The organism is Moraxella osloensis, assembly GCF_001553955.1.
Taxonomy (GTDB): Bacteria; Pseudomonadota; Gammaproteobacteria; order Pseudomonadales; family Moraxellaceae; genus Faucicola; species Faucicola osloensis.
The window spans coordinates 76946-100936 of record NZ_CP014234.1 but is presented as its reverse complement, the minus strand read 5'-3'; the positions used below and the strand labels follow the sequence as shown (position 1 = coordinate 100936).

The window sequence follows — 23991 nt, the reverse complement described above, 5'->3', positions numbered from 1 at the left end:
AAAACGATGCACTTGGCATCGTTGTTTTGACGCATGGGGGCGCATGGGGTGATTATTTTTGCACCCACTGACGAATTTTATCACGCTCTGCTGGCGTGGCTCTCAACCATAACTGCATAAATTGATCGAGATTATCCGATGAACTGACTGTGGTCACAACCGCTTGATTGCCAGATTGATTACTAGGTTGATTGATAGCGGGAATCGCGCCCCCTGATTGCCCTAAGGCATTGATGGTTTGCTGATTGGCTTCAACCGCTTTTGAGCTACCACCAAACACACCGCCTAACGCATTACCCAAGCCGCTAAAAATGCTTGAACTACTGCTGGATGTGGCTTGCTGACTTGCAATGATTTGCTTGCCTTGTAGCACCGCTAGTGTCGGTTGTTTGACATATTCTTTGGCCGCATTATAGTCTTCTGGTTGACCTAGCATATCCAACACATACGTTTGATTGTCGGCAAGCTCTACTGGAACGCTAATATTGCTTGAACGTAACACATCGTGATTGTCACCGCGCAGCTCGTACAACCGATTGTACTTGGCAGTAATCACATGTTTGCCTGGCTCAAGTTTGTAGGTTTTTTGCGGCTTTGAAGGCAAGCCGTTTTTGACTTCTTGACCATTAATGGCAGTCACCACGGTATTATCAGCAACATTCAAGGTGACTTGGGCAAATGTTTGTGTGGTTGCGAACACGCCCGCAGTCAACACGGCAGCCGTCCATAAGTACTGTTTATTCATAGGATATCCTGTTGTTTTACATCAAACTGTTGATGGATTCTAACCCATTTATCACGCAATTCCTATGACAAACCCGGTCAAAAATCTAAAAAATTTTCATTTTCTGCAATTTCATCAAAATCCGCCAATTCAAAATTGAGCGTTAAATTATCAATAATATTCATCGCATCTTGAATTTTGGCTTTGCTCACTTTGTTTAATGGGGTGCGTTCCATGTTGGAAAATAATGGCTGCAATTCGTTTAACACTGCCAACATCGCGCCGATGCGGTGTGGACCTTCGTTGAGCAAATAGTCAATAATGCGCGGGTCAAAGTGCCAATGACGACGGCGTAATACCGATTCCAAAATTAGCTGTCTATCAAGCCTATCACTGCCAGTTGGCAACTGAAAAGTCGCGGCTCGCGCAAGCCTTGATAGCAAATCTCGCAGCTCAAAATTTAACGACTTTACTGGCAACCGACTGGCAAAAATAATTTTATTACCGTATTCTTGCGATAAATTAATCAGATGAAAAATCGCTTCTTGCCATTCAGGATGACCTTGAATTGCATCCATATCATCAAGCGCAATCACCGTAGTATTCTCTAGCGATGACAACACCATGGCATCCATATTGGCATTTATCAGCTCACGCAGCGACAGATAAATAACAGATTGGTCGATATCACGGAAGGATTCGCAGATAGCGTTTAGTAGATGGGTTTTACCTGTATCGCGCTCGCCGTATAGATATAGCTGCGTCAATAGCCCTACATGCATTTGGCGCACCACATCGATGATGGATACCCAGCCTGGACCACTAAAGTCACTGATACTCGCGGACTGCTTGATATTTAAGTTTAGACTTAATTGTTCCGACATTCATGCACTCGCAATCGGTAAGATATCGCTTTTTGAAAATAAATCATAAACCACTGTACATATAACACACTGTATATATAACACATAGTGCTGCCCAGTTAGCCGCCCAATGCTTAAAAGTTTGAAAGTTTGAAAGTTTAAAAGCAAAAAATTCAAGCGTCTAACTAAATTTTGACTATTATAACCTAAATTTATGAAATAGCTACTCACGCGCCTTTTGCCCCGTGTCGGGTTATTTCAAATTTATTTGCCTTTGTTATTTACCTTTGAAGCCCGTCAAGAAAAAAACAGTCAATACTGTTTTAGCGCTGAATGCGATAATATAACCAAAGATTGTACATGTGTTATCATTTTAGTAGTATATTTGATTATCTTTGTAATGGAGACCCCTATGTCTTTTGTGAATCAATGGCGTGATGCGAATTTTTTTAGACCATTACATATCACTATGAGCACCTTGAGCGCTATGGGGCTAGGTTTGGCACTTACCGCCTGCCAGCCCACCCCTGAGACAAATAACCAAGCCAGCGACACTGCCCCTTCACCGTCTAACGTACCTGAAGTCATCATTGCCCAAACCCCAGCCAGTATCCCACCTGCCACAGTCGGGTTAAAACGCATGGATTTTCCGGTGTATTTGGCAGGTGTGCCAAACCTACTGCATCCAATCATTCCGTCAGTGCCCATCAATCGCAAAGCTGAAAGCGATGCCAGTGATGGTAAAAAATCACCCGTCAGTTACTTTCAAGAAGTTGCGCCCTATGATTTTCAAAGCAGTGTTTACAATATTGTGTTTGAAGAGCTAAAAACCGGGCAAGTACACCGGCTGTTTCCACACGATAATTTTGTGATAAGAGCGGTGCACACGCCATTGGTAGATTTAAGCCCAGATGACAAAACAGCGCAGAAAAAAGCTGCCATCACGCAAACTGCACCAACCCAACCGCAAGCCGCTAAAGAAGCAACCAGCCCATTGGCAGTCAAAGTCGGCAATACCTTACTCTTAGGCTATTTTATCTATGAAGTCAAAGAGATAGCTGATGATGATGACAATAAAACCAATCTCGATCAGCAGCTTACCTTGTATTTAAGCGATTTAAATGGCAAAAATTTATTGAAACTCACGCCCAATAATCAATATTTTAAACATTATAAATGGCTGCCTGAGAGCAAACGTTTTTACTTTTCAACCCAAGCCGATAGCAACGGCGATCGGGTGATTGATGAGAATGATAAATACTTCTATTATTTCATCGATTTTACCAAAAACGCGCAAATAGTCACGGCGTATGATTTTAGTAAGCCAAAAGCATAAACCTTGAGTAAATTGCACTATTAAGCGCGTTTGAGACGTAACGCATTGAGCACCACAAACAGTGAGCTTAATGACATACCAATCGCAGCCAACCAAGGCGGCACATAGCCTAACGCAGCGGGTATCAGTACGATAAAATTATACCCAAGCGCCCATTTGAAGTTTTGGGCAATAATGCGATCGGTCTTGAACGCCACTTCACGTGCTTTTGCCACGGCTTGGATTTGACCATTGAGTACCAAAGAGTCACTGGAGACTTGCGCCAAATCTGCCGCCCCTGCCATGGCGGTTGAGACATTGGCAGCGGCAAGTACCGGCGCATCATTGACCCCATCACCGACCATTTGCACGATGTGTCCTTGCTGCTGCAGCGCTTTTAAATGTTGTACTTTATCATTTGGGGTAAGACCTTTATAAACCGTGTCAATACCAAGCTCGCGCGCTACCTCAAACGCCTGAGCACTAGGGTCACCGGTGAGCATCAGCACCTGCGCGCCTTGGTCTTTGAGATGCCTAATGGTAGCTAAAGCGCCTTCTCGGACTTTATCATGAAAATAAAAATGCGCCAGTGGTTGCCATTTTTTGCTTAGGCTATCTTGTCTTGATAAGGTCACACTGGTGCTGGCTTGGTGTTTGCTCAGATTTGGCAGTAAGCCATCGTCTAATCCTGATTGCACTGCAAAACCATGATGACCTAGACGATAACTTAGCCCATCAATCGTAGCTTGCAGACCGCCCCCCGGAATGTGTACCAAATCGCTGGTAGCGGGCAAGTGCATTTGCCGAGTCATTGTCAATAACGCATGAGCAATGGGGTGACGACTACCCACTTCAAGGCTCGCTGCAATACTTAAAAAATGGTTTTTTGTCTCGTCTTCGTTTTTGGTATCATCTTCAGTAAAATCCACTGACGGATTTTGTTTAACACCATACGGCACATCCAGCGTTTCAATCGCCATCAAATTGGGTTGACCGTACGTCAATGTACCGGTTTTATCAAACGCCACATGGGTGACTTCAGCAAGTGTGGTAATGGTATGCCCGCGCGTCGCCAAAAACCCCAGGCTTGCTAATCGATTGGTAGAAACAGTTAATGCGATGGGGGTGGCCAATGACAAGGCACAGGGACAAGTAGCGACCAATACAGCAACCGTTGCCCAAATGGCATGACTGGGCTCGATAAAATACCATGCCAAAAACACCATACTGGCAATCACCAGTACCCGCGCAACAAACCAGCGCGCCAGTTTGTCTGCTTTTAACGCGATTTGCGGTTTTTCACTGAGCGAGCGATTCACTAGCCTGTCAATCACGCCCATTTGGCTGTCATTGGGTAATGTGGTGATTTGCATCACAAACGGCTGACTGTCATTTTGGCTACCGCCCACAATGCTATCGCCCAAGCGTTTGACGATTAAGTCACTCTCCCCAGTCAATAAGCTTTCGGACACCGTGGCACTATCTGACAGCAAAATACCATCACTGATGATACTGCTACCGGCATCAATGCGGACAATATCACCAACTTTTAGCGACTGCGCCGAAACCATTTGCTCATTATCACCCCTATTGGCAGGGTCTACACTAAGTGACTGATAAAAAAGGTCTTTATATTGATTGGCATAGCGCGTCACTTGTGAGGCATCGATCTTCTCTATCGCTAACGGCGCTTCATGCCCTAGTTTTGCGACCAGCACAGGTTCGACGACCACCAAATCATTGGCTAAATTGGCAGCTTTTAGCCTGGCATTGTGCTCGACAAATTTGCCCGCCAATAGGAAAAATATCAGCATACTAACCGAGTCATAATAGGTCTCGCCTGTGCTAGTCAATGTCGCATATACACTTGCCAAAAAGGTAATGACAATGGCGATACTAATCGGCACATCCATATTGACTTGGCGGGCTTTGATGGCTGACCACGCCGATTGAAAAAATGGCAACCCTGCAATCAAAAACACAGGAATACTAACAAACAGCGATACCCAGCGTAAAAATTGCCGATCGTTGACGTCGATACCCGAATATTCCCCAAAATATAGCCCGACTGCAAACATCATCGCTTGCATGGCACCCAATGCCGCAATACCCAATTGAAACAACATACGGCGATTATCTCGCTTGAGCATCGCTTCATGGGTATCTTGCCGATAAGGTTTGGCATCATAGCCAATGGCTTGCACATTTGCCAAAATTTGGCTAATCGGCAGTTTTTTGTCATCCCATACCACGCGCATCCGTTGATTGGTGAGATTGACTTGGCAACTGTCCATGCCATCAAGGCGATACAACTGGGTTTCAATCAGCCAACTACAGGCAGCACAGCGCAAATTGCTGATTGACAGCTCAGCAACGCTTTGCCCTTGCTGATGGTAAATAAATTGCGATTTGATATCGTCGTGGTCATACGCTTGCAGCTGATATAACGAATCAGGGAGACTGGCGGTACGATTAATTTCACTGCGGTCAAGATAGTATTGCTCAAGCCCCGCCTCGATGATACTTTGCGAAGCAAGCTGACAGCCCATACAGCACATCGCCCGATCTTCACCCAATACATGGGTAAAAAATGGCAGGCTTGGTAGCGGATCGCCACAATGAAAACAATGCCCTTCTGCTGGCAACACCAGCTCCACATCTTGATATGTGGTAGTAAATTTGCTATCCGCCTCATTATGCGTACGGATAGGCACATCGGTCACAACCGACTGCCCAATATCCGATTGTTTTGCCCCAAATTGACTATTGTTTGGCATCATCAAAACCCCTAGGGCAAAAACCCTAACTCACCCAAAAATGACTGTTATTGTACTGCAAAACCGTCTATTAAAGTTCAAAAATCCTGTATAAACGTGGCAAAATAGCACGATGTTGACATTGTATTTTGGCGTATTTTGGGTCATGATAAAGCACTTTTTTATACCCTTGATCGTGACGCATTTTTGTATGAATTCAACCGTTATCTCTGCCGCTAAAAATCGCCAAAACTCGCCTAAATTCCAGCATGACTCAAACCAACAAGGGATGTTTATCCTGAGTTTTATCTTTGTGGTGGCAGTATTGGGCGGCTTGGTGTTGCTTGGGTTATATTTGGTGCGCCAAGATAATGTGATCACCCAAAAATTTGAGGGCAAACGCTGGAATATCCCTGCAAAAGTGTACTCGCAACCACTAACGTTGACGGTGGGTAATCCCCTTAGCGATGATGAATTGGAGAATTGGTTAAATTTACTCACCTATACCCCTGACCAAAACTATGACAATGCCGGCACTTATAGCAAAAAAAATGGCGAATACTATATTCATACCCGCGAATTTAAATTTGCCGCCAACGATACTGAGCCATCGCAAATTATTAAGGTCAGGCTTAAAGACAACCAAATTGAAAAATTACAAAGTACCCTTCCAAATCCATCGGGTGTGGCGCGGGTTGAGCCCATTTTTATTGGCGGTATCTATCCAGACAACAATGAAGACCGCATCGTTTTAACCATCAATGACTATCCGCAGCCATTAATTGATGCGCTGGTGGCAACAGAAGACCGCAGTTTTTATCAGCATCACGGCGTGTCTATCCGCGGGATAGGACGTGCGATTTATAGCAGTTTTATGGGCGGTTCACGCCAAGGCGGCTCCACCATCACCCAGCAACTGGTTAAAAACTTCTATCTCAACTCAGACCGTACTATCAAACGTAAAGCCAATGAAGCGGTGATGGCGATTTTGCTTGAAATGCATTACAGCAAAAGTGAGATTTTGCAAGCCTATATGAATGAGATTAACTTAGGTCAAAATGGCAATCACTCCATTAACGGGTTTGGGCTTGCCTCGCAGTTTTACTTTAACCGCCCGCCAAAAGAGCTTCGACTTGACCAAATGGCGATGCTGGTAGGACTTGCCAAAGGCCCTACCCAGTACAATCCGCTACGCTACCCCGATGCTGCCCTAAAACGCCGTAACGTGGTACTGAGCAATATGCTAATAACCGGTAAAATCAGCCAACAGCAATATGATGAAGCGGTGCAACAGCCACTGAGCGTCTCTTACAATCCTGTGATTGGTAAAACGCGTTTTCCTGATTATCTCGACGTGGTCAAGCGAGAACTCACCCGTACCTATGATGCCAACGATCTCAAAAACGAAGGGTTAAGAATATTTACCAGTTTTGACCCCAATGTTCAAAAAACCGCGACCAATGCGGTCATTCAAAGCATCAATCAGTTAAAAAAAAGTAATCCCAAACAGCTCACTAATTTGCAAGCTGCCCTAGTCAGCGCTAATCCCAACACCGGTGAACTGCTCGCTGTGGTGGGAAGTAGTCGTGATTTTACCGGGTTTAATCGCGCCGTCGATGCCAAGCGCCAAGTTGGCTCTTTACTCAAACCGATTATTTACTTAACCGCATTTGAGCAGGGTCGTTATAATTTATCAAGTAGTGTCGATGACAGCCCGATTGTGCTAAAAATGACCGATGGTAAGACATGGACACCCAGCAATTACGGTGGCGGCAGTCATGGTATTATCCCCCTCACCAGCGCTTTAGCCAATTCCTATAACCAAGCCGCGGTGCGTGTGGGCATGGAAGTCGGTATTCCCAATTTTTTAAATCAATTGTACCGTATGGGTATCAGTAGCCCATTGCCCAATTATCCCTCTACCTTGCTTGGCGCGGTAAATCTATCGCCCATGGATATGTTGGGGATTTATCAAGTGCTGGCAACCGGTGGCTTGCGTCATGAAATTCATACCATTCGCACGATTATTGATGACCAAGGACGAGTGGTTCAGGGCATAGAACAAAAAAATCAGCAAGTCATCAACCCCACGGCTGCCTATCTCACCAATTATGCAATGCAGCAGGTCATCAAGCAAGGTACCGCCAAAGCGGCGCTAGCGCTCGGTGACAACCTCAATCTTGCAGGTAAAACAGGGACTACCAATGATTATCGCGATGCGTGGTTTGCAGGCTATAGTGGCAATGTGGTCAGCGTTGTTTGGGTCGGTTTAGATGACAATAAACCCACAGGTCTAAGTGGCGGTAATGGCGCTTTGCCGATGTGGATCAATTTTATGAAGCAGCAAAAGCTTACCCCGGTTAATCTCATCGCGCCAGGCAATATCGAATGGCTATGGATGGAAAACGGCAAATCACAATTATCCAATGAAAAATGTCCAAATGCCATCTATGTACCTGTTGATACCGACAATCTACCGCAAGATAGTAGTGAATGCGCGGTGCAAATTTATCAACGTGAGCAAGAAGCAAGATTTGCTGCCCAGAAACAACAGGCAATGAGTGAATTTGGACAAAGCCAACAACAGCGGTATGACAATATTGAACGCAGACAGACCGATAAAGATACCATTGTCAATAACCCACCTGCAGCCAATCCATATCAAAGTGAGGGTGGGTATACGCAGACCAACCCCAATACCCCTAATAACCCCAATACCCCTAATAACAGCAGCGACCCGACCCATACCAACCAACCACTCAATGCGGCGCCGCGCTCGCAGTCTTGGTTAGAAAAATCGGTCAAAGAAATGTTTTAAGGACGATAACAAGTAAACCTTCTTATTTGCCCTTACCTCTACGTGGTTTGGCTTGGGTGCGTCAAGCAATAACATGGGCGTTTTCATTGTTGAGTCACATCGCATTTTTGGCTGAATGCGTTTATACTACCGAGTCAGTACGCTCGCCTTTTATTGTTTCATTATTTTATTTTTTCATTATTTTATCTGTTATTTTTAAGGACTGTTTATGCCTTGGCAGCAATTACATATTCGATGCGAAAAATCGCAAGCCGAACTGGCGGAAACCTTGATGCTAGAAGCTGATGCGCTCAGTATCAGTTTAGATGATGCGGGTGACCAACCGTTATTTGAACCATTGCCCGGTGAATCGCCATTGTGGGATGATGTGATTGTGACTGGGCTATTTGATGGCGATTGTAATTTGGAAACTGTGAGTCAAGATATCGCCAATGATGTGGTGGCAACACGCGTGTGGACCAGCCGAGTGGATGACAAAGATTGGGAACGTGAGTGGATGAAGAACTACCATCCCATTGAATGTGCCAATGGACTTTGGATTGTGCCCAAATGGATGTCACCCCCTAACCCCAATGCGATTAACATCATCATGGATCCAGGCTTGGCATTTGGCACAGGTTACCATGCAACCACCCGTCTTTGCATTGATTGGCTGACAGAACAACCTTTGCAAGGTAAAGTGGTGATTGACTATGGGTGCGGCTCAGGTATTTTGGGCATTGCGGCGCTTTTGCTAGGGGCAAAACAGGTGTATGCGGTCGATATTGACCCCCAAGCAGTCTTAGCCACCCATCAAAATGCCGAGCGCAACAAGGTAGCCGATCAGCTTCAGGCATTTTTACCTGAGCAATTTAGTGACTATTGTAAAGAGCAGGCTATTTTGCCCGTGGACTTGATTACCGCAAATATTTTAGCCAAACCACTAATGAGCCTTGCCCCTTATTTTGCGACATTATTGAAATCTCAAGGCAGTATTGTGTTAGCCGGTCTGATTGAAAACCAAGTGGAAGATGTAAAAGCTGCCTATCAGCCTTATTTTGAGATGGATGGCGAATTTACCTTTAGCGCGCAGGAAGATAGACATTGGCATCGCCTCTCGGGTTTTCGCCGCGCGTAGAACAAGTCGCGATTGGTATAAAAAGCATTACAAGGAAGTAAGGTCGTCTTTTGCCCATCGAAGCCTAATAACAGCCTAGTAACAGCCTAACAACATAGCTAGCAGCACAGTGAACATAAATTGTAGAAAATTTGTTGACTTTATTTTTTATTCGTCATTAAATGATTTAACACACGACATTATTAACAATCAAAGACGCAAACTAAAAATGCTAAAAGGGAAGTGATGTTGCGATGAATTCGTACGATGCCAAATGCCCAAACTGCCAACATGCATTTAAAATCAATGATGAACAGTTAGCCGTTAGACATGGGTACGTTCGTTGTTCTCATTGCAAAACCATTTTCTCAGCCGCTGAACAACTAGAACAAAAAATTACTAACAACAATCCACTCTCAAGTCCAAACCATCAGACGCCCTCAGCGTTTATCGACGATAAATCTGAGCGTATTTTATTTGATGATGAGTCAGGTCTTGATGAAGCCGGTAATCCCATTGTCAATGAACCCGTTAAACCCACCTCGCCGTATGCCTTGTCAAAATCTTCAACCACATCAGCCAAAGCTAAATCAACCAGCAAATTAGATGACTTTGAGATTATAGACAATTTTGAGCAACTGCCAAAAACCAGAGATAGCAAGCCTAAAAAGCCAATCATTGACGATAACGATGCCGCTGAAGCGATAGAACTCGCTCAAGATAAAGACGCTTCAGGCGATGAGAATGCTTGGCTGCAAAGTTTGATGGCGCAAGCGGATGACAACGAAGCAGCAGACGACACAGCCGGCGCCAAGCGAGGCATGGATGGGGTGTTTAACACAGATATTTTTGACCAAATTGCGATTGATACGGGTAGCGAGCAACAAGCAGATTTATTAGCCTATCAAAAAAAGATTGATGAGCGCTTGTCGCAACAAGTTTCCTCGCAGCAATCACTCAATGCAAAAATTTTTAATATGAGCATCGTTTGGGGATTAGGCAGTTTACTATTAATCTTTTTGTTAGCTGCGCAATATATTATTTTTAACATTAACACCTTAATCACTTCAAAAACAAACGCGGCCGTGCTCTCAAAAATTTGCCATAAAATCCCTGCCTGTCAATTGCCTATCGCTGATACGGGTCTTATTGATGTGCAGATGCTAGCGCTTGCCCATTCATCCAAACAAGCGGGACAGACTGACGTGGTATTTACTCTGACCAATACCACGGATAATAATATTGTCTATCCGAGTGTTCAGGTTTCACTACGCAGTGGCAACACCATACTCGCGCAGACGCTACTTACCCCTACAGACTATCTAGAAGCGGGTAACAACTATTTGATGCCGCATCAAATAAAACCCGTCAAATTGCGTATTGACTTTCCAAAAACCAAAGTTCAAGCCGCTAATATTGAGCTGATTTATTAAATTTTTTTAGCTTCATTCAATTGAGCTTCTTTTTAGCTTCATTCCAACAGTGATAAAACAAGCCTCCAGCACCCAGTATTTATCGCACAATTTTACATATTGTAAACAACTTAAGCTTGCTATCAGTTTCATAATTGTTTTAGTATAAGTACTAATAACTTTATTATTCGTCTTGATATTTAAGTTTTATTTAACCTATCAACTAAAGAATCATTCAATAAATTTGTCAGCAAATTTAGTTTGAGAATCTGTTATGCCCAATTCTGTTGCTTTACAAAATCGCGCCAAGTATTCCAATATGTCAGATAGCCCATCTAATCCATACACTACCCATACCTCCTCGCAAACTTCACCCAGCGCAAGCCTAGCTCATCACATTGAGCTTGTGGTACGAGAGTACTTCGATAATTTAAAAGAACAACAACCGACCCAGCTTTATGAGCTTATGTTGTCACAATTTGAAAAACCGCTAATTAGTGTCGTCCTTGAACACACCCGCGGCAATCAAACCAAAACCGCCGAGATTTTGGGACTTAATCGCGGTACATTGCGCAAAAAACTCAAAACCCACCAATTATTATAATTGATAAAAATACCCACTTTTTTATGATAAGATATCCCTATATTTTGGGATTTATAGAGTTGGGGTATTAAAGTCAATCAGTCAGTTCGTCATAACTGACTTTTTGTTTTTTCTGCACCCAGTATTTTTTTGTCAACGAGTCGAGTCAATTATGAATCAAGCTTATGCATTGCTCTCTGTTTCTGATAAATCGGGTATTGTGGATTTTGCCAAAGGTCTAATCACCCATGGTTTTCGTCTACTATCAACAGGCGGCACCTACAAACTACTCAAACAACATGACTTAGCAGTGACTGAGGTCGCAGAGTACACAGGTTTTGCAGAGATGATGGATGGTCGGGTAAAAACTTTGCATCCAAAAATTCATGGCGGTATTTTAGGTCGCCGCGGCACAGATGATGCCATTATGCAAGAACATGGCATCGACCGCATTGATATGGTGGTTGTCAATTTATATCCATTCGCTCAAACCGTTGCCAACCCCAATGTCACCAAAGAAGACGCCATCGAAAACATTGATATTGGTGGGCCTACCATGGTGCGTGCCGCGGCAAAAAATCATGACCATGTCAGCATCGTGACAAGCCCCAACGATTATGCAGCAATCTTGGGCGAACTAACAGCAAACGGTCGCATCAGTGATACCACCCGATTTGATTTAGCGGTAAAAGCATTTGAGCATACCGCACATTATGACGGTATGATTGCCAACTTTTTAGGCAATCGCCTGCAAAGCTTTGAATCGGCTGACCAATTCCCGCGTACCTTTAACGTGCAAATGGACAAAGCGCAAGACTTACGCTATGGTGAAAACCCGCATCAACAAGCCGCTTTTTATGTCGAAAAAGCCCAAGTAAATGGTGAAAAAGAAGCCAGTATTGCCACCGCCAAGCAATTACAAGGCAAAGAACTATCTTACAACAACATCGCAGATACCGATGCGGCGTTAGAATGCGTAAAATCGTTTGATATGCCTGCGTGTGTCATTGTTAAACACGCCAATCCTTGTGGTGTGGCCGTGGATGCCGACTTAACTAATGCTTATCAAAAAGCCTTTGCCACTGACCCAGAATCGGCGTTTGGCGGTATCATTGCCTTTAACCGTGAATTAGATATCAAAACAGCAAAAGCGATTGTGGATCAGCAATTTGTTGAAGTCATCATTGCCCCAAGCGTTGCCGATGGTGTACTCGATGTCACATCTGCTAAGAAAAATGTGCGCGTGTTAGTCTGCGGTGAATTACCAAACCCAAGTGAGCGCCAAGCCCAGTTTGATTTCAAACGCGTCACCGGTGGTTTATTGGTGCAAGCGCAAGATTTGGGCTTAGTTACTTTAGATGATTTAAAAGTGGTGACAAAAGTACAGCCGACTCAGCAACAATTCGATGATTTGCTATTTACTTGGCAAGTCGCCAAATATGTGAAATCCAATGCGATTGTGTATGCCAAAGATGGGCGTACCATTGGGGTAGGCGCAGGGCAAATGAGCCGTGTCAACTCAGCCCGTATTGCCGCGATTAAAGCTGAGCACGCTGGTCTATCGCCTGTGGGTGCGGTGATGGCATCAGATGCCTTCTTCCCATTCCGTGATGGTATTGACAATGCCGCAGCAGTGGGGATTAAGGCGATTATCCAGCCAGGTGGCTCAATGCGCGATGACGAAACCATCGCTGCCGCCGATGAGCATGGGATTGCGATGGTGTTTACCGGTATGCGTCATTTTAGGCACTAATTTTTGTTAGCCATAAAAAAGGCGAGACTGACTAGGTTTCGCCTTTTTTAATTGATAATTTTTTTCTTTTTATAGCTTCGTTAGTGTTTATAGCTTAGGTTTATAGTTTCGCTAAGGTTTGGCAAATATCGAGCATCCGATTGGCGTAGCCCCATTCATTGTCATACCAAGCAAACACTTTAAATTGCCGCCCCACACTCATGGTCTGTAAGCTATCAATCACCAATGAATGCGCATCATGGATAAAGTCACTGGACACCAATGGCTCATCACTGTAATCCATGATACCTGCAAACTCTTGGCGACTGGCATGTTTTAATAGCTGATTGATAGCGGTAACATCCGTGGCTTTGTCAAAGGTAAATGTCACATCAATTGCCGCGACATCCATGGTCGGTACGCGGATAGAATACCCATTCACCTTGCCTGCCATATGCGGCATCACCCGATTGACCGCAGCGATACTACTTGATGTGGTTGGGATAATGTTATGCCCAGAAGCCCGTGCACGGCGCAAATCACGGTGGACTTGGTCAAGCACGGTTTGGTCAGCGGTCACCGCATGGATTTCGGTCATCATTGCTGATTCGATACCATAGGCATGATGCAATACATATAGTAAAGGCACGAGCGCTTGGGTGGTACACGACACGCTGGATAAAATCTTTTTATCACGGCTAAGCTCATGGTCATTGACGCCCACTACGATACTGGCATCTACATGATCAAACGGAGCAGCCCCAATCATCACCTGCTTGGCGCCCGCGATAATATGCTGCGACGCCTGTTCATAGCTGCGAAAATGACCCGTGCTCTCAAGCACCATGTCGATACCCAGTTTTTGCCAAGGTAATTTGCTGGCAATGGGCTGCTGTATCAATGCAATTTTTTGCCGAAATTCTCCTTGGCTTAATAGCAAGAAATGCTGTTGTTTTTCCCCCAAATCCACTGTTTTTAATTCAACATGGATATCACTGACCGCCGATAATCGACCGTGGGTACTGTCATATTTGAGTAGATGTAATAGGGTTGCTGGCTCAGCAATATCATTGATGGCGACGATATTTAACGGCTGTAATTGTAAAGGATTTTGACAAAACCGTTCGATATAAGCACGTAGCACGTTGCGCCCAATACGACCAAAGCCATTAATAGCAATGTTAAAAGGTTTGATGGTGGAAGCATTCAATCAGGGATATTCCTTACTAGACAAGTGCTCAATTGCCATGCGGTTTTAAAAACAACAAGGCAAGTTTGACATCATTATAAGAATAGGCGTTTCTTAATTCTTCGACAATCGCGCGAATTTTGATTTTGCCATCGTTATCTTTATCGCGTTTGGCTATTTTTTGATACGCCTTGTCAATCGGCTGTAGCCATTCGTCTTCAGGGCGTAGATGCGCTATGTTGGCGCGGGGGAAATGCTCAGCAATTTTCTCGATATGCCCCATCACGGTTGATTGGGCTAGATTACGGGCTTGCGCAATTTCTGCGATGGTCAAACTTTCATCCAGCAAGGCTTTGGTTTCAAGCACCGTGGGAGTGATGACGCCTGCCGCATCATCCGCCAAAGATTGCAGCTGCTGTACAGCATGGCGACGTTTTTCCATCAGTTTTTGCTGTTGTTTGGCGCGATTTTCATACGCAGCGATTTTTTCTTTATCCAGCGTACCCCGGCATTGAATGATAAATTCACGATGAAGGTCATTGAGCTGTTTTTTACTGTGTGTCAAAAATTCACCTTCTTGCTCTGCACTGATCGCCTGAAATCGCTGATCGGCGCCACGCGCTAAGGGATCAAGCTGTAAGCTTAATTCATTGACGCCCAGTAATTGTAGCCCAGATAGCTGCTTTAACCGTGATAAAGCCACATAGCCCTGCCCTTTTTCAAAGGTTTTCGACAAATCCACTTCTGCCGCATCCAGCGTCATGCCTTGGCTTTTGTGAATGGTAATCGCCCATGCCAGCGTCAAGGGGATGTGATAATAGGCAGCCAGTATTTCGCCGTCTTCATCATCAATACGCCATGAATCATATTCGGCGATGACTTTGCGGCCGTCATTGAGCTCAACCAAGGGGTACAGTAACTCCGATAATTTATCATCAGCTGTGTCTATCGCGGCGGTATCATCCTCATCCCTATCCTCATCAGTGGGGTGAGTTTGTTGTGATTGACCGCCATTGACTTCATCCAGCAAGTCTGCCATATCGGCTTGTTGTTCTTGTTCGATGGCATCGAGCAAGGCAGTTGAATCTGCTGCCAGCGCTTGTTCATCGAGCGGCTCAGATGGGTGATTGTCTGATGGGCTGTTTTTTGATGGACTATCGTCTGTTTGTTTATTTGGTTGTTTATTTAGGGTGGTGGCAACAAAATCAACTACCTTGCCCATGGTACCATTTGACACATTGAGTTCGGCGTTGTTTTTGATAAACATCACTTTTGCGCCAAGTTTGAGCACGAGTTCTGGGGTGTTGCGTACGGATTTTTTTAGCGTCTCGACCAGCTTTTCATCGCCTTCTCCCCAAGCGCGAAAAGTATGCGCCGCTGTGGTAAGTTTGCCAAGTTCCTGCTCATTGATGGCTTGCACGTTGACATTGTGGGTAAACAGTCGGGTACGGTTGTCGGCTAGCACATGCTCAGCCGTAGCAGTCAAAGCAGGCATGATATGGGGGGTAAACTGCTGGCTACGAATCTGATTTAAAATCGCATTCAAATCCAAGCCATAATACGTGTTGCCTGCCACCGCTGTTTTGTCAGTTTTCTGACGGTGCTGCTCGGATAAATAGCAAATTTGAAAATCTGCATCCAGCCAAGCTTGCGCCATAAAGGCAAATTTATCACGGTTGCTCTCATGGGGCTCACCAATCGGTGGCAACTGAAAAAAATCCCCGGCAACCAATAGCTGTATCCCACCAAACGGCAGTGTGTTTTCTTTGATGGCTTGTAGCACTTGGTTAATCAGCTCAAATTGCTGTCGATGCAGCATCGAGATTTCATCAATCACCAATACTTTGGTGCGCTCAATGCGCTCCGCAACCACCGTGCGTTTTTTGATTCGGGCGATGTCTTTGGCAGTTAACTCGTTACTGATGCCGATGCCTGCCCAGCTGTGAATGGTCATGCCGTTCATGTGGGTGGCAGCAATGCCTGTGCTTGCCGTCACCGCGACCGCCACATCCCTTGCGCGCAGATAATGCAAATACTGATTGATGGTATAGGTCTTGCCCGCCCCTGCTGAGCCTGTTAAAAATACATTTTTACCAGTTTTAAGGATATCAAGGGCGGTGGCTTGTTTCATTGGTTATACAAAGCTTTTGTAGATAAAAAGAAGGGGTTAAAAAAAGCGAGTTGAAAATGAGCCTACTATAAAGGCAAAGCCGAGGAAAGGCAATGATTGACAGCGCCAAAATACGCCATCAAACGCTTCACGGGTTAGTCAATCATGGTTTTGATTTGCTTGAGACTTAAATAACCAATATGCAGCGCATCGTCAGGTAACTGATTTTTTTCAGGCTCGGTTAATGGCTGAATGGTTAATGCCACGTCTTTTGGCAGTAAATCAGCCACACAGTGAATATCATCCAAGTCTAGTTGATACTTATCATCTACATGACTGGTTGCCACGCCGCTTTTGGCGGTATCCACATTATCAAATGTATAGTCTTGATAAAATGCCGTTTTTTTAACTTGCGCTGTTGCTTTACCTAGCGTCTCAGCTACCACAAGTGTTTTATAATGGAATTCTTCAAATTGACCCGGTAGATAACCGCCTAAATTGACAAAATAAAGTTGTTTGCCTTGACTATCTAATTTGTTATCTACCCTATCATCTGCAAATATGTTATCTGCAAGCGCGTTATCTTTTGACAATCCATCTTTTGACAAGCTATCTGTCGACAACAAAATTTGATAATCACCCACCCGCTTCACTTCTCGCCATGCGTCTAAGTGCCAGTTGTTTTTGACTTCCGGCCAGTGCTGATTGACACTCTCAATTGTTTCACTTAGGCTATTTGCAATCACAAACATCACATCATGCTGTTCAATGAGTCGTCCTGGGGGACGCGCCCCGATTTTTAACATAAATAGTTTCATAGTTATACGCCCAAATGTTTCAACATTAAAAAGTTAAAAACCTGCCAAGCCTCATAGGTTTTCGTCACGGGTTTTTGTCACAGGTTTTATCACCACAGGTTTTTATTATTTTATCTTACGGTTATTTTTTAACCATCGGCATTTTAGCGCTTTCTAACTTTGCCAAGGCATCTGGTAGTTTATCAATCGCCGTCGCTACCACCGCTTGTGCCGCTTGCGAGATGCCTAGCTTTTGCGCGATGGTCGGTTTTTGGCGAGATTGAATGGCATACAATTCGCTATTTGTCATTTTTTCTAAGATATAACTGTCCGATGTTTGCAGGGCATCGACCAAATTGCGCGTTATCGCATCTTCACCGTACCAATGCTCACCGGTTGCCACTTGTTCAACATCCAAATTTGGACGGTATTTACGCACAAAGTCTTTAAATAGTTTGTGCGTTTCTTCCAGTTCTTGTTGGAATTTTTGCTTATCTTCTTCGGTATTTTCACCAAAAACGGTTACTGTGCGTTTGTATTTACCTGCGGTAAATACTTCGACATCGATGTCATGTTTTTCTAATAAATCATGAAAATTAGGCACTTGTGCCACCACACCAATCGAGCCAACTACCGCAAATGGCGCCGCTAAAATTTTATCAGCCACACACGCCATCATATAGCCACCACTGGCGGCGACTTTATCAATACAGACCGTTAAGTTTAGTCCTGCTTCTTTTATACGTGCCAACTGGGCAGCAGCGAGGCCATACGCGTGTACCATGCCACCTGAGGACTCAAGGCGCACAATGACTTCATCTTCAGGTTTTGCCACCGTCAATAGCGTGCTGATTTCTTCACGCAGTTGCTGTACTTCCGTGGCTTTTATATCCCCATGAAAATCCAGCACAAAACAATTTTTGTTGGCGGGTTTATTTTTAAACAGACCAAATTTTGAGGTTTTTTTGGGATTGTCTTTTTTCGTCAAGTCTGTCAATGCGCGGCTGATGAGTGATGTTAACCCTTTATCATTCACCATTTGCAATTGTAATTGTTGTTTGCGCTGGGCTTTGACTTTATTTAAATGGGTGACTTTCATTTCAAGCGGATGTTTGGCGTTTTGAAATAGCATAATAACTCTCTAATTAAGGGCTCTAATTAAGGAAAAAATTGACACAATGGGTTTTATATAGCGTTTATTTTGCTGTTTTCAATCGCTTATCCACACAATATTCGCGAAATGTCTGTGACAGGCATGGCTAGTAGAGATGCATGATAAACCGTGTTTCATATTGTGAAATTTGAGTAAACAAGGCATAATATTCGTTTATAAAAATTTTTGCTACTTCGTACATTACGAAAAATATTGGGATTGCTTCATTATGATGCGTACACACTATTGCGGGCTTGTCACCGAAAACTTAAACGACCAAACCATCACTATTTGCGGTTGGGTGCATCGTCGCCGTGACCACGGTGGGGTTATTTTCTTGGATATGCGTGACCGTGAAGGCCTACTGCAAGTGGTCATCGACCCAGATACCCCAGAAGCATTTGCTACAGCAGATAGCGCGCGTTCTGAATATGTGCTCAAAATCACTGGTCGTGTGCGTCAGCGTTATGCCGGTACTGAAAATAAAAACATGACCAGCGGTCAAGTGGAGTTATTGGCAAAAGACATCGAAACAATCGCCACTTCTGAGACGCCGCCATTTCCCCTCAATGATGAGTTCACCAACGTTTCTGAAGAACTGCGCCTAAAATATCGCTTTTTAGACATGCGCCGTCCAGAGATGCAAGAGCGTATGAAGTTTCGCGCCAAAGCCACTTCCACCATTCGCCGTTACCTAGATGACCAAGGTTTCTTGGATGTAGAAACCCCCATCTTGACCCGTGCCACCCCAGAAGGCGCGCGTGATTATTTGGTGCCTAGCCGCGTGTCAAACGGTGAGTTTTACGCATTGCCACAGTCACCTCAGCTATTTAAACAGCTATTGATGGTGGCGGGTTTTGACCGTTATTATCAAATTGCTAAGTGTTTTCGTGATGAAGACTTACGTGCTGACCGCCAGCCAGAATTTACCCAAATCGATATCGAAACCTCATTTTTAAGTGATGAAGATATCATGAACATTGCCGAAGGATTAACAAAAGACTTGTTCAAAACCATGATGAACATTGAATTTGATACCTTCCCGCGTATGACCTACGCTGAAGCCATGCGTGATTATGCGTCTGACAAACCAGACTTGCGTATTCCTATGAAGTTAATTGACGTGGCTGATATCATGCAGTCTGTGGAATTTAAAGTATTTTCAGGCCCTGCTAAAGACCCAAAAGGTCGTGTGGTGGCGCTTCGTGTGCCAAACGGTAGTGAAATTACCCGTAAACAAATTGACGAATATACTAAATTTGTCGGCATCTATGGCGCAAAAGGTCTGGCTTATATCAAAGTCAACGATGCGAGCAACATCAACAACGGTGTCGATAAAGAATCAGGTCTACAATCACCGATTATCAAAAACATGACCGATGAGGTATTAGTCGAGCTGATTAAACGTACCGAGGCGCAAACCGGTGATATCATCTTCTTTGGCGCGGATAAAGCCAAAGTTGTCAATGATGCCATGGGTGCGCTGCGTGTCAAATTGGGTCTAGACCTAAATATGCTAACCTGTGAGTGGGCGCCGCTTTGGGTCGTGGATTTCCCGATGTTTGAAGAAACCGACAGTGGTGATGGGCTGGGGGGTAAATGGACGTCGGTGCATCACCCCTTCACCAAGCCAAAAGGCACGGTTGAAGCGATGAAAAACAACCCAGAAACCGCGCTATCTATCGCTTATGACATGGTATTAAATGGTACTGAAATCGGTGGTGGTTCACTGCGCATCAATACCTTAGAGATGCAAAAAGCGGTATTTGAAGCATTGGGTATTTCTGAAGCTGAAGCCGAAGAGAAATTCTCATTCTTACTTAACGCGCTAAAATACGGTGCACCCCCGCACGGTGGTTTGGCATTCGGTCTTGACCGGTTAATTATGCTAATGACAGGCTCACAATCGATTCGAGACGTCATCGCTTTCCCAAAAACCAAAACAGCTGAATGTCCGCTGACTGAAGCCCCTGCACCTGTGGATGGCAAACAACTGCGTGAATTGGGTATCCGTATACGCGAAAAAGACAGTAAAGCGCCACAATCTTAATCAAGCTGACACCTTTAATTAGATGAATGCCTTTACTCTCCTCAAATATGTGCCAATGTGGATGCTATATCTATTGGCACATATCGCAAGCTTTATCATTTCACTTCGTCGTGACAAAAGTATCATGAAAACGGTAGATACTAACTTACGACTTGTCTATCCTGAACTCACCGAAACCCAGCGTGACCAGCTTGCCAAAGCCTGTATTACCAATCAAAGCAAAAATATGGTGGAATCGGCTAAAAGCTGGGCGATGCCACCTGCATGGTCGGTTAAACAAATCCATACCGTGCATCATCAACAAGTTTTGATGCAAGGCTTACAAAATCCCAATGGCATGCTTGCAATTGTACCGCATTTGGGAACATGGGAAATCATGAATGCGTGGCTCAACCAGTTTGGTGCACCCACCATCATGTATAAACCCGTGAAAGGTGAACAAGCCAATCAGTTTGTGCTACAAGGGCGTCAGCGCCTAAACGCAACTTTGGTACCAACCGATGCGACTGGGGTCAAAGCGATTTTTAAAACCTTAAAAGCAGGCGGTTTTAGTATCATATTGCCTGACCATGTCCCTGACCCATCTGGCGGTGAAGTGGTGCCTTTTTTTGGTATTCCGACATTGACCAGTACCCTTGCTAGCAAATTAGCCAGTAAAACCAAATGTAGCTTGGTGGGTTTGACCTGTGTACGCCGTGACGATGGACAAGGCTTTGATATTTATTGTGATGAGTTAACTGACCCCGCCTTGTATGACAAAAACATGGTGACAGCGACAACCGCGATGAACCACGCAATCGAGCGGATGATTGACCGTTTCCCCAGTCAATACATGTGGGGCTATAAGCGCTTTAAAGGTGTGCCAGGATTTCCGGTTATTTATAATGCCAAGCCATCCATCGCATTAGCGGTTCGCCAGCGTTATCCAAAACTTAGCAATCATGATATTATCAATTCACTTACTTAATATGATAATCATTGACTTATGACTTTACCAAATTATACTTCAGCGCCTACTTTGCCCGATGAAAACCGTTACATTATTTGTATGAAATGGGGCACCAAATATGGTGCTGAGTACGTTAATCGCCTGTACAATATGGTAAACAGACATTTGACGTTGCCCTTTCAAATGGTATGTTTGACGGATGATAGCACAGGGATAGATGCCAACGTCAAATGCTACCCAATTCCTGAGCTTAATTTACCCAGTAATATTCCTGAACGTGGCTGGAAAAAACTGACCACCTTTAGCCCTCAATTATATGATTTAAAAGGCACGGCGTTATTTTTGGACATTGATATTGTGATTGTCGATAATATTGATTGCTTTTTTACGTATCAAGCGCAGCACGATGACAGTGTGGTGATTATCCGTGATTGGAAAAAACCGTGGCGCATGGTGGGTAATTCATCGGTGTATCGCTTTAAAGTCGGACAACATACTTATCCGAATCTGTTATCAAATTTTGAGCAAAATTTTGACAAGATTCGTAGCCAAGTACGCCATGAGCAAGCTTATCTATCCAATTATTTGCGTGAACATCATCACCTTGAATATTGGGATGCGTCTTGGTGCGTGAGCTTTAAATACCAATGTGTGCAGCCATTTCCCTTAAGTTTTGTCAAACCGCCTATTCTGCCCAAAAATGCTAAAATAGTCATTTTTCATGGTGAAGTCAATCCACCTGATGCCATCATGGGTAAAAGCGGTAAATGGTATCGTAAGGTATTACCAACCAACTGGATTAGGGATTATTGGCGATGAGTGTTTCCTCAATAAAAAAGCCCACAGGCTGGCAACGCAAAGCAACTTTGTTATTTAAAAGTGAGAAAATCTTAGGTGCAGAGCCGATTTTTGCCTATTTCACGCATTTGTCGTTGGCGACCATGAAAGACACGCTGATCACGCCCGATTTGCAGATTTTTGACAGTGAGATTACGGTTAATGCGAGTGAGCCGAAACGGTTTAAGGATTTGCACAGTCATTTTACAAATTTACAACATGAATTTTTAGGGCAACCTTTACTGTGCTTGTACCATGCGGTATTGGTTGTATTGTTACGCCGAAAGTTTGATAGCGTAAACGTTTTTCAGGCGTTTGAACAGCTTTGGCAGTCGGAACAAGATTTTTTATGGCATAACTTATCCTTGCGATGGTTAGTATCTTCAGCGGATACCTTTGTGGATTTTAGCCCCAATCCTACTCGCCAAGCGATTTTTTTAAATATACCAACTTTAATCAATACCTTAAAAGTGTATGAAACAAAACTGGATTTGCTAACGGATAATAGTTTACCAAATCCCGATAAAGTCCAGGCTTATCAGCAAAAACATTTAGCCTTATATGACGGATTGCGTCATTTTCGACTTGGTACGGACGACACCTTGCACAATATGCGACAACGGTATGAAAAATTTGCTAACGTCGATAAATTTGCCGCTGACTTTTTGCTTACGGTTTTTGACCGTTTGCAAGCGGGTGAAACGGCGTTTGCTCTGATGCGACAGTATCATGAATCTGATTGGTGCGTGGGGGCAACGCGTGGCAAATAATCAATTCAAGCTACCTAATAATATTAATATTGCTATTGTCGATAGCGAATTTGACAATACTTACCTCACCCTACCGCCACAAAAATCGGTAAATATTCTTGCCTCTGGCTCTAGTATTCATTCAGCCAATTTAAATAAAATTAGCCAACAACCGTGTATCTTTGTGAATGGCAGCATTGAATTGATGGAGACATACGATTTTCAACAGCCCGTTGCCTATGTGATAACCGACCCCCGTTTTATTCGCCATAATTTGGCAATTTTGCAAAACCGTTATCATGGGCAATGTCCGCTTTATATCACCCAAACGGTGTTAGAAAAATTGGCAGATACTGACCGCAATTTGATTAAAAAATACGTTCAACATTTACGCCTGATTTATTCGGTGGAACGCCCGATTCGCCAACCCTCAAAGCATTTTTTGGCGAAATTTTTTAGAAAAAATAATAAACGTCTGCTGATGGATTTTGCTAACCATCCGCAGTTTGTGATTGAGGGACACGGCGATACCACGATTGGTGTAAGTTTGGATATTAGTCACGGCTTTGTCGAGGCAGGGACAGTGGCGTTTGTGGCGACGCAGTTAGCGTACCGTTTGGGCTTTAGCGAGATACATTTATATGGGATTGATTTAATCAACGCCCACGAACCCCGTTTTTATGAAAATGTACAAAACTCTGCCCCCAGTAAACTTGCCCCTGCCATTTATAACCGTATTGTGCCGTCGTTTGATTTATTGGCAAGCGTTTATCAACAGCAGGGCGTCATGGTTTATAATCATTCGCCTGTTTCTAAAGATTTGTTTAAAAATTTACCCTTTTTTGATTAACACTATTT

At 44.1% G+C, this 23991-nt stretch carries 18 protein-coding genes; 11 read left to right on the top strand and 7 right to left on the bottom strand.

Annotated features, from left to right (window positions below):
* Positions 1-52: 52 nt before the first annotated feature.
* Both AXE82_RS00425 and AXE82_RS00420 read right to left on the bottom strand, forming a co-directional pair.
* Complete coding sequence (locus AXE82_RS00425; protein WP_062330191.1) at positions 53-745, bottom strand: DUF2057 family protein; 693 nt, start codon at positions 743-745, stop codon at positions 53-55.
* A 77-nt stretch (positions 746-822) separates the two neighbouring features.
* Positions 823-1608: a DnaA ATPase domain-containing protein gene (locus AXE82_RS00420; RefSeq protein ID WP_062330189.1), complete on the bottom strand. Its 786-nt coding sequence runs from the start codon at positions 1606-1608 to the stop codon at positions 823-825.
* 391 nt (positions 1609-1999) lie between these two features.
* Between AXE82_RS00420 and AXE82_RS00415 the strand changes: the two genes are divergently transcribed.
* Positions 2000-2923, top strand: a complete 924-nt coding sequence (locus AXE82_RS00415) for a hypothetical protein (protein WP_147285567.1) — start codon at positions 2000-2002, stop codon at positions 2921-2923.
* Between the two features lie 20 nt (positions 2924-2943).
* Here the strand turns inward: AXE82_RS00415 and AXE82_RS00410 are convergent, their stop codons facing one another.
* On the bottom strand, positions 2944-5682 hold the full coding sequence (locus AXE82_RS00410) for a heavy metal translocating P-type ATPase (protein WP_062330186.1): 2739 nt from the start codon (positions 5680-5682) through the stop codon (positions 2944-2946).
* Between the two features lie 187 nt (positions 5683-5869).
* Between AXE82_RS00410 and mrcB the strand changes: the two genes are divergently transcribed.
* From mrcB to purH, 5 genes are all read left to right on the top strand, one after another.
* Complete coding sequence (gene mrcB, locus AXE82_RS00405) at positions 5870-8476, top strand: penicillin-binding protein 1B (RefSeq protein WP_062334642.1); 2607 nt, start codon at positions 5870-5872, stop codon at positions 8474-8476.
* Positions 8477-8684: 208 nt separating this feature from the next.
* Positions 8685-9593, top strand: coding sequence for a 50S ribosomal protein L11 methyltransferase (gene prmA / locus AXE82_RS00400; protein WP_062330185.1), 909 nt, complete (start codon positions 8685-8687; stop codon positions 9591-9593).
* 233 nt (positions 9594-9826) lie between these two features.
* Complete coding sequence (locus AXE82_RS00395) at positions 9827-11005, top strand: DUF3426 domain-containing protein (RefSeq protein WP_062330184.1); 1179 nt, start codon at positions 9827-9829, stop codon at positions 11003-11005.
* A 253-nt stretch (positions 11006-11258) separates the two neighbouring features.
* Entirely contained in the window at positions 11259-11588 is a 330-nt protein-coding gene (locus AXE82_RS12270) for a helix-turn-helix domain-containing protein (RefSeq protein WP_227713353.1), read from the top strand.
* Between the two features lie 151 nt (positions 11589-11739).
* A complete protein-coding gene (gene purH / locus AXE82_RS00385; protein WP_062330181.1) occupies positions 11740-13320 on the top strand; it encodes a bifunctional phosphoribosylaminoimidazolecarboxamide formyltransferase/IMP cyclohydrolase in 1581 nt (526 codons plus the stop codon).
* Between the two features lie 100 nt (positions 13321-13420).
* On the opposite strand, the gene AXE82_RS00380 is transcribed toward purH, so the two are convergent.
* The 4 genes from AXE82_RS00380 to sohB form a co-directional block, all read right to left on the bottom strand.
* Positions 13421-14509 carry a type I glyceraldehyde-3-phosphate dehydrogenase gene (locus AXE82_RS00380; RefSeq protein WP_082741374.1) on the bottom strand — a complete coding sequence of 363 codons (1089 nt, stop codon included), beginning with the start codon at positions 14507-14509 and terminating at the stop codon, positions 13421-13423.
* 28 nt (positions 14510-14537) lie between these two features.
* Positions 14538-16619, bottom strand: coding sequence for an AAA family ATPase (locus AXE82_RS00375; RefSeq protein WP_062330179.1), 2082 nt, complete (start codon positions 16617-16619; stop codon positions 14538-14540).
* Positions 16620-16753: 134 nt separating this feature from the next.
* Positions 16754-17416, bottom strand: a complete 663-nt coding sequence (locus AXE82_RS00370) for a DUF1543 domain-containing protein (RefSeq protein ID WP_062330177.1) — start codon at positions 17414-17416, stop codon at positions 16754-16756.
* Between the two features lie 121 nt (positions 17417-17537).
* Complete coding sequence (sohB, locus tag AXE82_RS00365; RefSeq protein ID WP_062330175.1) at positions 17538-18527, bottom strand: protease SohB; 990 nt, start codon at positions 18525-18527, stop codon at positions 17538-17540.
* A 250-nt stretch (positions 18528-18777) separates the two neighbouring features.
* On the opposite strand from sohB, the gene aspS reads away from it, so the two are divergent.
* From aspS to AXE82_RS00340, 5 genes are read left to right on the top strand one after another with little or no spacing between them, the layout of a single operon-like run.
* Entirely contained in the window at positions 18778-20598 is a 1821-nt protein-coding gene (gene aspS / locus AXE82_RS00360) for an aspartate--tRNA ligase (RefSeq protein WP_172460494.1), read from the top strand.
* Positions 20599-20620: 22 nt separating this feature from the next.
* On the top strand, positions 20621-21565 hold the full coding sequence (locus tag AXE82_RS00355; protein WP_062330172.1) for a lysophospholipid acyltransferase family protein: 945 nt from the start codon (positions 20621-20623) through the stop codon (positions 21563-21565).
* Between the two features lie 18 nt (positions 21566-21583).
* Entirely contained in the window at positions 21584-22366 is a 783-nt protein-coding gene (locus AXE82_RS00350; protein WP_406946746.1) for a glycosyltransferase, read from the top strand.
* Positions 22363-23154, top strand: coding sequence for a hypothetical protein (locus tag AXE82_RS00345; RefSeq protein WP_062330170.1), 792 nt, complete (start codon positions 22363-22365; stop codon positions 23152-23154). Before AXE82_RS00350 ends, AXE82_RS00345 begins: the two co-directional genes overlap by 4 nt.
* On the top strand, positions 23114-23983 hold the full coding sequence (locus tag AXE82_RS00340) for a hypothetical protein (protein ID WP_062330168.1): 870 nt from the start codon (positions 23114-23116) through the stop codon (positions 23981-23983). The genes AXE82_RS00345 and AXE82_RS00340 overlap by 41 nt, the downstream gene beginning before the upstream one ends.
* Positions 23984-23991 lie beyond the last annotated feature (8 nt).

Bases quoted from the DNA above. Each gene is read 5' to 3' on its own strand.
- AXE82_RS00420 (WP_062330189.1), bottom strand. From the start codon at position 1,608: ATGTCGGAACAATTAAGTCTAAACTTAAATATCAAGCAGTCCGCGAGT.
- AXE82_RS00340 (WP_062330168.1), top strand. From the start codon at position 23,114: ATGAATCTGATTGGTGCGTGGGGGCAACGCGTGGCAAATAATCAATTC.
- AXE82_RS00395 (WP_062330184.1), top strand. From the start codon at position 9,827: ATGAATTCGTACGATGCCAAATGCCCAAACTGCCAACATGCATTTAAA.
- sohB (WP_062330175.1), bottom strand. From the start codon at position 18,527: ATGCTATTTCAAAACGCCAAACATCCGCTTGAAATGAAAGTCACCCAT.
- AXE82_RS00355 (WP_062330172.1), top strand. From the start codon at position 20,621: ATGAATGCCTTTACTCTCCTCAAATATGTGCCAATGTGGATGCTATAT.
- mrcB (WP_062334642.1), top strand. From the start codon at position 5,870: ATGAATTCAACCGTTATCTCTGCCGCTAAAAATCGCCAAAACTCGCCT.
- purH (WP_062330181.1), top strand. From the start codon at position 11,740: ATGAATCAAGCTTATGCATTGCTCTCTGTTTCTGATAAATCGGGTATT.
- prmA (WP_062330185.1), top strand. From the start codon at position 8,685: ATGCCTTGGCAGCAATTACATATTCGATGCGAAAAATCGCAAGCCGAA.
- AXE82_RS00415 (WP_147285567.1), top strand. From the start codon at position 2,000: ATGTCTTTTGTGAATCAATGGCGTGATGCGAATTTTTTTAGACCATTA.
- AXE82_RS00350 (WP_406946746.1), top strand. From the start codon at position 21,584: ATGACTTTACCAAATTATACTTCAGCGCCTACTTTGCCCGATGAAAAC.
- AXE82_RS00345 (WP_062330170.1), top strand. From the start codon at position 22,363: ATGAGTGTTTCCTCAATAAAAAAGCCCACAGGCTGGCAACGCAAAGCA.
- AXE82_RS00370 (WP_062330177.1), bottom strand. From the start codon at position 17,416: ATGAAACTATTTATGTTAAAAATCGGGGCGCGTCCCCCAGGACGACTC.
- AXE82_RS12270 (WP_227713353.1), top strand. From the start codon at position 11,259: ATGCCCAATTCTGTTGCTTTACAAAATCGCGCCAAGTATTCCAATATG.
- AXE82_RS00410 (WP_062330186.1), bottom strand. From the start codon at position 5,682: ATGATGCCAAACAATAGTCAATTTGGGGCAAAACAATCGGATATTGGG.
- AXE82_RS00375 (WP_062330179.1), bottom strand. From the start codon at position 16,619: ATGAAACAAGCCACCGCCCTTGATATCCTTAAAACTGGTAAAAATGTA.
- aspS (WP_172460494.1), top strand. From the start codon at position 18,778: ATGATGCGTACACACTATTGCGGGCTTGTCACCGAAAACTTAAACGAC.
- AXE82_RS00425 (WP_062330191.1), bottom strand. From the start codon at position 745: ATGAATAAACAGTACTTATGGACGGCTGCCGTGTTGACTGCGGGCGTG.